The organism is Streptosporangium sp. CA-135522 (genome assembly GCF_050949235.1).
Classification (GTDB): domain Bacteria; phylum Actinomycetota; class Actinomycetes; order Streptosporangiales; family Streptosporangiaceae; genus Streptosporangium.
Map to the genome: position 1 here is coordinate 6,433,754 of NZ_CP192026.1, position 12,556 is coordinate 6,446,309.

At 70.9% G+C, this 12,556-nt stretch carries 13 protein-coding genes; 5 read left to right on the forward strand and 8 right to left on the reverse strand.

Annotated features, from left to right (window positions below; all coding sequences use genetic code 11):
- The first annotated feature begins 287 nt into the window (after positions 1–287).
- Positions 288–491, forward strand: coding sequence for a cold-shock protein (locus ACQPYK_RS30715; protein WP_433238402.1), 204 nt, complete (start codon positions 288–290; stop codon positions 489–491).
- A gap of 313 nt (positions 492–804) precedes the next feature.
- Here ACQPYK_RS30715 and mshC read toward each other — a convergent pair whose 3' ends face one another.
- The 5 genes from mshC to ACQPYK_RS30740 form a co-directional block, all read right to left on the reverse strand.
- Positions 805–2,028, reverse strand: coding sequence for a cysteine--1-D-myo-inosityl 2-amino-2-deoxy-alpha-D-glucopyranoside ligase (gene mshC / locus ACQPYK_RS30720; RefSeq protein WP_433238405.1), 1,224 nt, complete (start codon positions 2,026–2,028; stop codon positions 805–807).
- A 90-nt stretch (positions 2,029–2,118) separates the two neighbouring features.
- Complete coding sequence (locus tag ACQPYK_RS30725) at positions 2,119–2,835, reverse strand: NRDE family protein (protein ID WP_433238408.1); 717 nt, start codon at positions 2,833–2,835, stop codon at positions 2,119–2,121.
- 33 nt (positions 2,836–2,868) lie between these two features.
- A complete protein-coding gene (locus tag ACQPYK_RS30730; protein ID WP_433238410.1) occupies positions 2,869–3,630 on the reverse strand; it encodes an SCO1664 family protein in 762 nt (253 codons plus the stop codon).
- Positions 3,627–4,199 (reverse strand): DUF3090 domain-containing protein, encoded by a 573-nt coding sequence (locus tag ACQPYK_RS30735; protein WP_433238412.1) that lies wholly within the window; start codon positions 4,197–4,199, stop codon positions 3,627–3,629. The genes ACQPYK_RS30730 and ACQPYK_RS30735 overlap by 4 nt, the downstream gene beginning before the upstream one ends.
- Positions 4,200–4,208: 9 nt before the next feature.
- Positions 4,209–4,907: an MSMEG_4193 family putative phosphomutase gene (locus ACQPYK_RS30740; RefSeq protein ID WP_433238415.1), complete on the reverse strand. Its 699-nt coding sequence runs from the start codon at positions 4,905–4,907 to the stop codon at positions 4,209–4,211.
- Positions 4,908–4,972: 65 nt separating this feature from the next.
- Between ACQPYK_RS30740 and ACQPYK_RS30745 the strand changes: the two genes are divergently transcribed.
- Together ACQPYK_RS30745 and ACQPYK_RS30750 are read left to right on the forward strand one after the other, a co-directional pair.
- A complete protein-coding gene (locus tag ACQPYK_RS30745) occupies positions 4,973–5,917 on the forward strand; it encodes an aldo/keto reductase (protein ID WP_433238418.1) in 945 nt (314 codons plus the stop codon).
- A 228-nt stretch (positions 5,918–6,145) separates the two neighbouring features.
- On the forward strand, positions 6,146–6,970 hold the full coding sequence (locus tag ACQPYK_RS30750) for a hypothetical protein (protein ID WP_433238421.1): 825 nt from the start codon (positions 6,146–6,148) through the stop codon (positions 6,968–6,970).
- A gap of 19 nt (positions 6,971–6,989) precedes the next feature.
- Here the strand turns inward: ACQPYK_RS30750 and fabI are convergent, their stop codons facing one another.
- Together fabI and ACQPYK_RS30760 are read right to left on the reverse strand one after the other, a co-directional pair.
- Complete coding sequence (fabI, locus tag ACQPYK_RS30755; RefSeq protein ID WP_433238424.1) at positions 6,990–7,754, reverse strand: enoyl-ACP reductase FabI; 765 nt, start codon at positions 7,752–7,754, stop codon at positions 6,990–6,992.
- 1 nt (position 7,755) lies between these two features.
- A complete protein-coding gene (locus ACQPYK_RS30760) occupies positions 7,756–8,460 on the reverse strand; it encodes a beta-ketoacyl-ACP reductase (RefSeq protein ID WP_433238427.1) in 705 nt (234 codons plus the stop codon).
- A gap of 77 nt (positions 8,461–8,537) precedes the next feature.
- On the opposite strand from ACQPYK_RS30760, the gene ACQPYK_RS30765 reads away from it, so the two are divergent.
- Together ACQPYK_RS30765 and ACQPYK_RS30770 are read left to right on the forward strand one after the other, a co-directional pair.
- Positions 8,538–10,037 (forward strand): TldD/PmbA family protein, encoded by a 1,500-nt coding sequence (locus ACQPYK_RS30765; RefSeq protein WP_433238430.1) that lies wholly within the window; start codon positions 8,538–8,540, stop codon positions 10,035–10,037.
- 65 nt (positions 10,038–10,102) lie between these two features.
- Entirely contained in the window at positions 10,103–11,470 is a 1,368-nt protein-coding gene (locus ACQPYK_RS30770) for a metallopeptidase TldD-related protein (RefSeq protein WP_433258952.1), read from the forward strand.
- Here the strand turns inward: ACQPYK_RS30770 and ACQPYK_RS30775 are convergent.
- Positions 11,467–12,525, reverse strand: coding sequence for a carcinine hydrolase/isopenicillin-N N-acyltransferase family protein (locus tag ACQPYK_RS30775; RefSeq protein ID WP_433238433.1), 1,059 nt, complete (start codon positions 12,523–12,525; stop codon positions 11,467–11,469). The two genes, ACQPYK_RS30770 and ACQPYK_RS30775, sit on opposite strands and share 4 nt — an antisense overlap.
- Between the last annotated feature and the right edge of the window lie 31 nt (positions 12,526–12,556).

A 12,556-nucleotide genomic window follows, 5' to 3' on the forward strand; every position in this document is an offset into this window, starting at 1 on the left:
CCTTCGGGGGTTAAGGCCGCCCCCACACCGGGGCGCCGCCGAAAACGTCCACGACACCGACTCGCCGGGCCGGAATTTGCCCACCGCGCCTGCGACCTGTAGGCTTTGAGGGTTGCAGTCGTAGTTCTCGATAGCGCTTGTCATCTCAAGCGCATACAGGAAGACCGCCGACAGCGGGCGTTACAGTTTCTCCGGATGGTTTCCGCGGATGCATGGTAGGGTCCGCAACGCAGCCCCGAATCGTCGACCTGACGGTTCGGTGAGGCTCCCAATGAGGAGAAGTAGTTTTGTCTGAGGGCACTGTTAAGTGGTTCAACGCCGAAAAGGGCTTCGGATTCATCGCGCCGGATGACGGCAGCGCCGATGTCTTCGTGCACTACTCGGCGATCAACTCCGGCGGTTACCGCACCCTGGAGGAGAACCAGCGTGTCAGTTTCACCACCACGCAGGGCCAGAAGGGCCCGCAGGCCGACCAGGTCCAGGTCCTCTGATCTGATCTGATCTAAGGCTTCGTCTGGGCCCGCACCGCTTCCGCGGTGCGGGCCCAGATTTTTTGTGCCACCGGCCTTTCCGCGTCACCGACCGGTCGCCGGATCCGGCCGGATCCCACGGGAAGTCCTTCGGCGCTCGCCGCCGGTCAGCCGGTCCCGGCAGACCAGACATCGCAAGGCCGCCTCGACACTCGCCGCCGATCAACCGGTCCCGGCGGGATCAGACATCGCGAGGCCGCCTCGGCGCTCGCCCCGAGCCGGCGACGGCCGGAGGCGAGCGCCGCAAACCGTCTTCCGGCCCGGGGGGCGACCTTCAGAGCTCGACGCCCAGCAGCGCGTCCACGACGTCTCTGACGAGTGCGGGAGCCTCGGGATCCGTGCCGGCAGCGGCCAGCGCCCGTTCGGCCCAGGCGTCGACGAGCGCGAGTGCTCCGGGCGCGTCCAGGTCATCGGCCATACGGCTGCGCAACCCGGTGAGCACGCTCTCCGCTTCGGGGCCGGCCGGCAGGGCCACGGCCGAGCGCCAGCGGGCCAGCCGTACCTCGGCGGAGGCCAGCTGGTCGGCCGTCCACTCCCAGTCGCTGCGGTAGTGGTGCGCCAGCAGGGCCAGCCGGATGGCCATCGGGTCGGTTTCCCTGCGCAGCCGGGAGACGAAGACCAGGTTGCCCTTGGACTTGGACATCTTCTCGCCGTTGAGGGCGACCATGCCCGCGTGCACGTAGGCCTTGGCGAAGGGCCACTCGCCGCAGGCGACGTGGCCCTCGTGAGCGCCGCACTCATGGTGCGGGAAGATCAGGTCGGAGCCGCCGCCCGCGACGTCGAACCCGCTGCCGAGATTGGCCAGCGCGATCGCGGTGCACTCGATGTGCCAGCCGGGCCTTCCCGGGCCGAACCGCGAGGGCCACGACGGCTCGCCGGGGCGCTCGGCACGCCACAACAGCCAGTCGAGCGGGTGTTTCTTGCCGGGCCGCTCGGGGTCGCCGCCGCGCTGGCCGAACAGCTCGAGCATCTGCTCCTCGGAGTATCCGGAGACCGCGCCGAACTTGGGCGCTGCGGCGACGTCGAAGTAGACGTCACCGTCGAGGTCGTAGGTGGCGCCCTTGTCTTGCAGAAGCTCGATCAGCTCGGCGACCCGGTCGACCACCTCGGTCACACCGACGTATTCGCGCGGTGGGAGGATCCGCAGCGCCTCCATGTCGGTGCGGAACAGCTCGATCTCACGCTCGGCCAGCTCCCGCCAGTCTTGCCCGGTCTGCTCGGCGCGCTCCAGAAGGGGATCGTCCACGTCGGTGGCGTTCTGCGTGAAGTGGACCTCATGGCCGGCGTCCCGCCAGACCCGGTTGACCAGGTCGAAGGCGAGATAGGTGTTGGCATGGCCCAGGTGGGTGGCGTCGTAGGGCGTGATGCCGCAGACGTACATCCCTGCCGTGGGGCCGGGCTGGGTGGGACCGACCTCTCCGGCGGCGGTGTCGAACAGCCGCAGCGGAGCACCAACACCGGGAAGCCGAGGAACCTTCGGCGCAGACCACGATCTCATGTATTGAGCCTATCCAGCAGACAGACCGCCCCGATCGGCTCGGGGCGGCGGGTGAAGGGACACTCGTCTCAACCGCCGGGACCCAGTTCATCATTCCGGCAGCACCCGGCGGAAGGCCGCCGGGTCGCGCGGATCGTCGGTGAAGTCGTAGCGGACGCCGCCGGCGGCCAGGGCCAGCAGGGTGACCGACAGGGAGCCGAAGACCCGCCCGTCGGGCAGTTCGTGCTCAACGATCATGGTGCGGGGGTCCTCGGGGGGCACGCCCGCGCCGGTGGCGAGCTCCCGCCACTCCCCCCAGGGGGCGTCGAGGGCCGGCAGGCGGGTCGCCTTGGCGAACAGGGGGCGGAAGAACGCGACCCGCTCGTTGTCGTCGCCCTGCTCCCACCCACTGTTGACGATCATGTGGGTCCCCGGGGGAAGCTCGTCCTCCCCCAGCGCGTCCCCGTTCCAGTGCCACAGGCGAGCACCCTCGGGATCCGCCAGGACCAGGTGGAAGGGGTCGTAGCGGGTCAGGTCCAGATCCGGCAGGCGGCCTTCGGCCGCCGCCCGAAGTGGCAGGTCGCCCCGGGACCGGCGAGTCTCTTCGGGGGCGAGCACGCCCCAGCCGTTGAGCAGGGCTCCCGCCCGCCTGGCGGCGGGGTCGACGGCCAGCCAGGTCCCGCCGCCCTGGAGATCGCGCCCGCCGATCAGACCGGGCCAGTGCTCGGCCGGGAGGGTCCACGGCCGGAGGGTGAACTCATCGCGCACCCCGACGAGGATGAGGGGGATCTCGGCGCTCGGATCGATGCTGACGACAACCGTGCACATGCTCGGCAGGCTACGCCCCCGCCGGAAACCGCCTCAGATCGGGGGCCAGGGGATTGCGGGCCAGTCTTGTGAGGGGAGGGGATGCAGGCCGGTGTCGAGAAGCCGGCGGACCCGCGACCAGGTGGCCTCGACCTCGGACAGAGTGAGGAGCTCCCGGAGGCGGCGTCCGAGACGCCCCTGCTCCAGATCGCGCTCGAGGCGGGCGAGCACGTTCATGGCCTCACGGGACAGGGGCTTGCCGCGCCACTGCCAGAGCACGGTGCGGAGCTTGTCCTCGGCGGAGAAGGAGACGCCGTGGTCGACGCCGTGGATGTGGCCGTCGGTCAGGGGAAGCAGATGGCCCCCCTTGCGGTCGGCGTTGTTGACGACGGCGTCGAACACGGCCATCCGCCGCAACGGGGGCTGACGGCTGCGGATCAGCGCCATCAGGTCGACCTCCGGATCGGTGTCGATCCAGAGCTGGCACATGCCTGGCCCGAAGGGGCCGTCGCGGTAGACGGTCGGCGGGACGATCCGCCAGCCGGTCGCCGCGGAGACCTCGAAGGCGGCCACCTCACGGGCGGCCAGGGTGCCGTCGGGGAAGTCCCAGAGCGGGCGCTCGCCGCGTACGGGTTTGTAGACGCAGGCCGCAGCGAGCCTGCCGAGCCGGATCGAACAGTAGAGCGTCATGTTGCTCGCCTCGACCAGCCGGCCGGCGACCTCCAGCCGGCCATCACGGAGCAGACGCAGTGCGGTCTCCTCGTCCAACCCCATCGCGGGCGCCGCGCTCAGCGTGGGCTCGCTTTCGGCACTCATTCGCCTCCTTCACCCGGTGCGCTACCACCCCGGTAACCATTGAGTCGCACGCATATATGCCCGTCGGCGTCGAGTGGCTGGCCGCACAATGGGCAGGGCGGACGCCCCGCCGCGACGAGGGCCATGGCTCGCTTGGTGAAGGCCCTGGCCGCGCCGGGGCTGATGTGCACGCGCAGCACGGCGGGTTCGGCCGACGCCGGCGGCTCGAACTCCTCGTCCTCCGCGGCGACCTCCTGGGCCTCGATGACCACCTGCGCGGTGTCGGAGTCCCAGGCCAGGGCCATCGTGCCGACTTTGAAGTCCTCGCTGATCGGCACGTCGAGCGGGCCGTTGTCGGTCAGGCCGGCCGGGGCGGTGGCGGGCACCTGGGCGGTCCCGCCGCTGCGCCGCAGGACCTCGTCGAGGAGCTCGTCCAGGCGATCGGCCAGCGCGGCGACCTGGAATTTCTCCAGCCCCACGGTGGTCAACCGGCCCTGTCCTCGGGCCTGCAGGAAGAAGGCTCGTGAGCCCGGTTGCCCAACGGCACCGGCCACAAACCTCTCGGGTGGGTCATAGTCGAAGACCGGCATAGCCCGACCTTACGTGGTCCCGGCTCCGCCGCCGACTGCGGCATCGCTCCCGGTGATGTTTTCTCCCCCGTCTTCATCCTCCGAACCCTCCGCAGGCGCCAGTCCGGCCACATCTCCCCCCAGATCGTTGAGCCTGAGCACGAAGGGGCGCAAGGGGGTGTAGCGGATCGCGGTGAGCGAGGCGGGATCGGCCGCTATCCGCTGGAACTGGTCCAGGTGGAGGCCCATGGCGTCGGCCACGATGGCCTTGATCACGTCTCCGTGGCTGCAGACGAGATAGACCGCCTTCGGGCCCAGGCGCTCGTTCCACTCCCTGACGGCGGTCACCGCCCGGTGCTGGACGGCGGCGAGGGATTCTCCTCCGGGGAACGTCACGGCGCTCGGGTGGGTCTGCACGACCGGCCAGAGCGGATCCTTGGCGAGCTCGCCGAGCCGGCGGCCCGTCCACTCGCCGTAACGGCACTCGCCGAACCGGTCGTCGGTCAGCACCTCCGCCGGGCGTCCGTCGGCGATCGCCTGGGCGGTCTCCTGGCAGCGCTCCAGGGGACTGGAGACGATCGCGTCCAGTTCCAGCGACGTCAGCCGGGCGGCCAGCGCCGCGGCCTGCGCCTGTCCGGCCTCGCTGAGATGGACGTCGGGGGTCCAGCCGGCCAGCACCGGGCCGGTGAGGTGGGTCAGGCCGTGTCTGGCCAGCAACAAGGTCGTCACGTGGCCAAGTCTTGCAGGCCTCACTCCACTACTTTTAACTGCCCGACCGGTAACCTGGCCGGATCATGGAGCAGCGCTATGTGGGCCGGAGCGGCCTATCGGTGTCCCGCCTTGGACTGGGGACGATGACATGGGGGCGTGACACCGGAGCCGAGGAGGCCGCGGCGCAGCTTCGCACGTTCGCCGAAGCCGGTGGCACGCTCATCGACACGGCGGACGTCTACACGGGGGGCGAGGCCGAGAGGCTGCTCGGCCGGCTGATCCGCGACGCGGTGCCACGCTCGGAGCTGGTGCTTTCCACCAAGGCCGTGCTGACTCCCGCCGGCCGCCGGCCGCGCGACGCCTCCAGGAAACATCTGATCGCCGCCATCGACGCCTCGCTGACCCGTCTCGGGGTCAACGAGGTGGATCTGTGGCAGCTGCACGCCTTCGACCCGGACGTCCCCCTGGAGGAGACCCTGGCCGCCGTGGACGCCATCGTGGCTTCGGGCCGGGCGGCGTACGCCGGGGTGTGCGACTACACCGGCTGGCAGCTGGCGGCGGCCGCCGTGGGCCAGCGGGCCGTTCCCGGCCGGGTGCCGGTCGTCGCGGCCCAGGTCGAATACTCGTTGCTGGCCAGGGAGGCCGAGCGTGAGCTGGTGCCGGCCGCCGAGCATGTGGGCGCCGGGGTGCTCGCCTGGTCGCCGCTCGGCAGGGGGGTCCTCACCGGCAAGTACCGCACCGGCATCCCCGCCGACTCCCGGGCGGCCACCCCGCACTTCGCCGACTTCGTCAAGCCCTACCTGGACGACAGATGCCGCCGGGTCGTGGAGTCGGTGACGACCGCGGCCGAGGGGCTCGGCGTGTCACCGCTGTCGGTCGCGCTGTCCTGGGTCCGCGACCAGCCGGGGGTGACCTCGGCCATCGTCGGCGCCCGCACCCACGCCCAGCTGGCCGGAGTGCTCCAGACCGAGGAGCTCACCCTGCCGGTGGAGATCCGGGAGGCGCTCGACGACGTCTCGGCCGACTGAGGCCGACTGCGGCCGGCAGGAGGCTCCGGAAGAACCGGCCGAATAACCGACAGAAAACGCAAATAGGAGGTAGAGGCAGAACGAGAATCCATCTCGCGTATCACTAATCGATACCGAATCGCAACTTTACATGGAAAACTCCGGCCTCCCCACAAAACTGTCAATGAGTGACGGGAGGGGGCGCCCGGATGTCAGCGAGGCTTCGTCGTTGATGGGCAAGGGGGACAATTGCGAAAAGCGATCTCTGCCGGTGCGCTGGCGCTGGCGCTGAGCGGCGGGATCCCCATGGTCGTGGCCACCTCCGCTGGCGCCACCGCGCAGGCGGACTGTGGGAACGGCGGGCTGCTCGGTGGGATAACCGGCGGCCTGTGCAAGGCCGTGGGCACCGTCGGAACCGTCGTGGACGGGCTCGCCGACACCGTCGCACCCCCGGCGCCCCGCAGCGGCGGCTCCGACGCGGCCGGGGCGACAGCCGTGAACGACACCGAGGAGGCCGCTCCCGGCGCCACGGCCCCGGCGGACGAACCCGCGGCCGACAGCCTGCTGCCCAAGGCCCTCGACGACGTCTGCGTCCCGCTGGTGGCCTCTCCCGAGTGCACGAGCCCGTCCGCGATCTCCGCCCCGGAGGAGACGGAGCAGCCGTCCACACGCTCGCATCCCCGCCCCGCGCGGACCGGCAAGCCGAAACCAGCCGAGCGGAACGGCAAGAAGGCGGCGCCGCTGCCGACCGAGCCCGTCCGCCCCCCGCAGAACCGCACCCGCACCACGGACACGGACGAGCCGGTGATCCCACAGCCGTCGCCCGTGGTCGACCCCGAGGCCCCGCGAGTCGAGCTGCTGTGGCCCGGCCCGGTGATGCAGGAGTTTCAGCGGCGGATGCCCGACGAGCGGCCCGTCACGCCCACCAGGTCGTCCGACACGCTGGGCACCGCGCTCACCACCGCCCTGCTGATCGTGGCGATCCTCGCCGTCCGCGTGCTGTACGCCAAGCGGGCCGGCGAGGAGTCGATGCCGTTCGAGCCGCTCCGGGTGGGGCGGCACCGGACGGCCTGAGCGCCAGGCGGCGACGCGGCTAGGCGCCGATCGCGTGCACGCCGCCGTCGACGTGCACGATCTCACCCGTGGTCGCCGGGAACCAGTCCGACATCAGCGCCAGGCAGGCCTTGGCCGCGGGCACGGTGTCGCCCAGATCCCAGCCGAGCGGCGCCTTCTCCGGCCAGCTGTCCTCGAACTCCTTGAAGCCGGGGATGCTCTTGGCCGCCATCGTGCGCAGCGGGCCGGCCGCCACCAGGTTGACGCGGATCCCGTGCTTGCCCAGGTCACGGGCGAGGTAACGGGAGCACGACTCGAGACCGGCCTTGGCCACGCCCATCCAGTCGTACACGGGCCAGGCCTTGCTGGCGTCGAAGTCGAGCCCGACGACCGCGCCGCCCTCCTTCATCAGGGGCAGGCAGGCGACGGCCAGCGACTTGAACGAGTAGGTGGACACGTGCAGGGCGGTCGCCACGTCCTCCCACGAGGTGTTGAGGAAGTTTCCGCCGAGACAGCTCTGCGGGGCGAAGCCGATGGAGTGGACCACCCCGTCGAGGCCGTCCAGGTGCTCGCCGACGCGGGCGGCCAGCGAGTCGAGGTGCTCGGTGTTCTGCACGTCCAGCTCGATCACCGGCGGAGGCTCAGGCAGCCGCTTGGCGATGCGCTCGACCAGGCTGAGGCGGCCGAAACCGGTCAGCACGACCTGCGCCCCCTCCTCCTGCGCCAGCTTGGCGACGGAGAAGGCGATGGAGGCGTCGGTCAGGACGCCGGTGACCAGAATGCGCTTGCCTTCGAGAATTCCCATGTCAGTGCCCCATTCCCAGGCCGCCGTCCACGGGGATGACGGCCCCGGTGATGTAGGCGGCGTCCTCGCTCGCCAGGAACTTGACCACGCGTGCGATCTCGTCGGCGCTCGCATAGCGGCCCAGCGGGATGTTCTTGCGGATCTGCTCCTGGTAAGCCTCGTCGAGCTCGGCCGTCATGTCGGTCTCCACGAAGCCCGGGGAGACCACGTTGACCGTGATGCCGCGCGAGCCGAGCTCCCGGGCCACGGACCGGGCGAAGCCGATCATCCCGGCTTTGGAGGCGGCGTAGTTGCTCTGCCCCGCCGAGCCGAGCATGGCCACCACCGAGGAGACCAGCACGATCCGGCCGCGCTTGAGCCGCAGCATGCCGCGCGTGGCGCGCTTGGCCACCCGGTAGGCGCCGGTCAGGTTGGCGTCGATGACGTCGGTGAAGGTCTCCTCCTTCATCATCGGCAGCAGCGTGTCCCTGGTGATGCCAGCGTTGGCGACGAGCACCTCGACCGGGCCGTGCTCGGCCTCGATCTTCTCGAACGCCGCATCGACATCGGCCGTGCTGGTCACATCGCATCGCACGCCGAACAACCCCTCGGGGGGCTCTCCGGAGCGGTAGGTCACGGCGACGGCGTCACCGGCCTGGGCGAGCTGTCGGGCGATCGCGAGGCCGATGCCGCGATTGCCGCCGGTTACGAGAACAGATCGAGCCATGGAGCTGACGCTATCGGCTACCCGGGGGTAAACCTCTTGTCCGTGAGGGACAAGATCACAGGGCTAGGATCGTTGACATGCGCCAGATCGATCCCGATTTCCTCGCTCTGCCCACGAGGCGGCTGGCGGACGCGGCCCTGCAACGCGCCCGCGACCTCGGCGCCGAGCACGCCGACTTCCGGCTTGAGCGCGTCCGCGCGGAGACCCTGCGCCTGTCCGACGCCTCACTCGAAGGTTCCAGCGACGCCGACCATCTCGGCTACGCCGTACGGGTCGTCAAGAACGGCACCTGGGGGTTCGCCTCGGGCATCGAGCTGACCGCCGAGGCGGCCGCGAAGGTCGCCGAGCAGGCGGTGGAGGTGGCGGCCGTCTGCGCGCCCGTCAACCGCGAGCCCGTCGAGCTGGCCGCCGAGCCGGTCCACTCCGACGTCACCTGGGTCTCGGCCTACGACATCGACCCGTTCGAGGTGCCGCTGCGCGAGAAGGTCGCCCTGCTCGCCGACTGGTCGGACCGCCTGTTGCGAGACCCGCGCGTGGACCACGTCCAGGCCTCGCTGAACCAGGTCAAGGAGCAGAAGTTCTACGCCGACACGTCCGGCACCTCCACCACTCAGCAGCGGGTCCGCCTGCATCCCCAGCTGGAGGTGATGAGGGTCGAGGACGGGCGCTTCGAGGCGATGCGCACGCTGGCCCCGCCGGTCGGCCGGGGATACGAATACCTCACCGGCACCGCCTGGGACTTCCCCGGCGAGCTCGCCCGCCTTCCCGAACACCTCGAGGAGAAGCTCAGGGCTCCGTCGGTCGAGCCGGGCCGCTACGACCTGGTCATCGACCCCTCCAACCTGTGGCTGACGATCCACGAGTCCATCGGGCACGCCACCGAGCTGGACCGCGCCCTCGGATACGAGGCGGCCTACGCCGGGACCAGTTTCGCCACCTTCGACCAGCTCGGCGAGCTGGTGTACGGCTCGCAGGTGATGAACGTGGTCGGCGACCGCACGACGGCGCACGGCCTGGCCACGATCGGCTACGACGACGAGGGCGTGGCGACCAGGCAGTTCGACATCGTCTCCGGCGGCGTCCTGGTCGGCTACCAGCTCGACCGGCGGATGGCGCGCCTGAAGGACCTCGGCGCCTCCAACGGCTGCGCCTTCGCCGACTCCCCCGGCCACATGCCGATCCAGCGCATGGCCAACGTCTCGCTGCTGCCGGCACCCGACGGTCCCTCCACCGAGGGACTGATCTCCGGGGTGGAACGCGGCATCTATGTCGTCGGGGACAAGAGCTGGTCCATCGACATGCAGCGCTACAACTTCCAGTTCACCGGTCAGAGGTTCTACCGGATCGAGAACGGCAGGCTGGCCGGCCAGCTCCGCGACGTCGCCTACCAGGCCACCACCACCGACTTCTGGCGGTCGATGGCGGCCGTCGGCGGCCCGCAGACCTACGTGCTGGGCGGCGCGTTCAACTGCGGCAAGGGTCAGCCCGGCCAGGTCGCCCCGGTCAGCCACGGCTGCCCGTCGGCGCTCTTCCGCGACGTGCGCGTGCTGAACACCCTGCAGGAGAGTGGCAAATGAGCGAGCGGGCCGACGAGCTCGGCACGGCGTCCGACGCCCCGGCGAGTTCTCAGAAGAGGAGCGGGATGAGCCCCCAGGAGATGATCGAGAAGGCTCTGGACCTGTCCACGGCCGACGACGTCGTCGTGATCGTGGACGAGGGCTCCAGCGCCAACCTGCGCTTCGCGGGCAACACGCTCACCACCAACGGCGTGGCTCGTTCCGCGCAGCTCACCGTGATCTCCATCGTGGGCCGGGGCGTGGGCGTGGTGTCGCGGTCGGCGGTCCGCCCCGACCAGCTCGCCGACATCGTCGCGGCGGCCGACCACGCCGCGGAGGACGCCTCCCCGTCCGAGGACGCCCGGCCGCTGGTCGAGGGGTCCCGCTCGGCCGACTGGGACGCGCCGCCCGAGCTCACCTCCATCGGGGTGTTCGGCGCCTTCGCCCCCGCGCTGGGTGAGGCCTTCGCCGCCGCCGAGGCGGGCGGGCGCAAGCTGTACGGCTTCGCCGAGCACATCGTCACCACGACCTACGTGGGCACCTCGACCGGGGCCCGGCTCCGGCACACCCAGCCCACCGGCCGCCTGGAGCTCAACGCCAAGTCGCCGGACATGAAGCGTTCGGCCTGGGCGGGCGTGGCCACCGCCGACTTCTCGGACGTGGACGTGGCGGCGCTGGACGCCTCGCTGGCCCAGCGCCTGGAGTGGGCGACGAACCGGATCGACCTGCCCGCGGGCCGGTACGAAACGCTGCTGCCGCCGACGGCCGTGGCCGACCTCATGATCTACTTGTACTGGACGGCCGGCGCCCGGGACGCCCTCGAGGGCCGCACGGTCTTCTCCAGGCCCGGAGGCGGGACTCGTGTCGGGGACACCCTCTCCCCGCTCCCGATCCGCCTGTACAGCGATCCGGCCGCGCCGGGCATCGCGTGCGCGCCGTTCGTGATGGCGCACTCCTCCGGGCGGCAGAGCTCGGTGTTCGACAACGCCCTGCCGCTGGCGCCCATCGACTGGATCGCCGACGGCGCTCTGGCGAGCCTGATCCAGACCCGGCACTCCGCCGAGCTGACCGGCCTGCCGGTGACTCCGGCGGTCGACAACCTGATCATGGAGGGGGCCGGGGAGGGCCGGTCGCTGGAGGAGATGATCGCCTCCACCGAACGCGGCCTGCTGCTCACCTGCCTGTGGTACATCCGTGAGGTGGACCCGCAGAGCCTGCTGCTCACCGGGCTGACCCGCGACGGCGTCTACCTGGTGGAGAACGGGAAGGTCGTCGGTGAGGTGAACAACTTCCGCTTCAACGAGAGCCCGGTGGACCTGCTCGGCCGCCTCACCGAGGTCGGCGCCGCCGAGCAGACCCTGCCGCGCGAGTGGAACGACTACTTCACCCGTACGGTCATGCCCGCCGTCCGGGTGCCCGACTTCAACATGTCGACGGTCAGCCAGGCCAGCTAGCGCCGGGTCAGCGGGATGGTGTGCACCCGCTCCCAGCGTTTGGCCGTCACCACACGAGCCGTGGCGTCGGTGAGGTCGTAGACGACCGACCAGCGGGTGTGCCCTTGGGCCACCCGCTGGAGCAGGTCCATGCCGTCCTGCCAGCTCCTGGCCGCGGGAAGGCCCGCGGCGAGCTCGCCGTAGCGGGTGTCGGCCATGCGCTGCTCGCCGGTGGTGCCGGTCATGGTGAAGTTGGTCAGCACCCGGTCCTCGATGACGTTGAGCCTGCCGTCGGCGAACTCCACGACGGCCGACTTGCCGGTGGCGTCGGCGAGCAGGTAGTGGATCTGCGGGCTGCCGGCGAAGTCGACGTCGTAGCGGCGCATGATCGTCACCGCCTCGTCCACCGTCGCGGCCTGGTCCAGCATCACCCGGATGATCCGCACGCTGCTGACGGCCGGGCGGCCGGCAGTGCGGGGCGGCAGTCGGCCGTCGGGCACCGCGGCCATGCCGATGGCCAGGCCCTTCTCGTTGACCCCGTCGAAGGGGGTGAGCACGGCGTGGGCCAGCCGGCGGCGGGTCCGCGGGTCGGCCAGGTCGGGCGCGGCGGCGCTGCCGAGCACATAGGCCAGATCCGCGATGGACACCGAGGCGTAGCCGTCCGGCGGGTCGGCGTGCACGACCATCGCCGGGTCGGGATCCCAGTCGAAGTTGCGGCCGAACAGCGGCCGCTCGCCCGCCAGGTGGAACAGCGAGCAGGCCCAGCCGTCGGCACGCCCCGCGAGATCCTCCTCGCTGACGGACACCTCCCGGTCGTATGACCCGTGGAAGGTCATCTCGTACAGGGGCAGGTCGTCCAGCCTGCGCAGGCTCTCGATCGTCCGCCGGACGTCGGCGGCGGTCTGGTCGAGCGCCGAGCCGCGTGCGGTCACGGCGGCCGGTGCGGAGACGGCAGGGGAGGCGGCGGAGGGAGCCCGAGCCGGGGAGGCGGCCGCGCCGCCCGCCGGGGTGGAGCATCCGGCGAGCAGCAGCGCCCCGGCCAGCGCGGCTCCCGCGGCCCGGCGTAGATCGTCCATCCCCGTAGTCTGCGCCGCCGCGGCCCTGCCG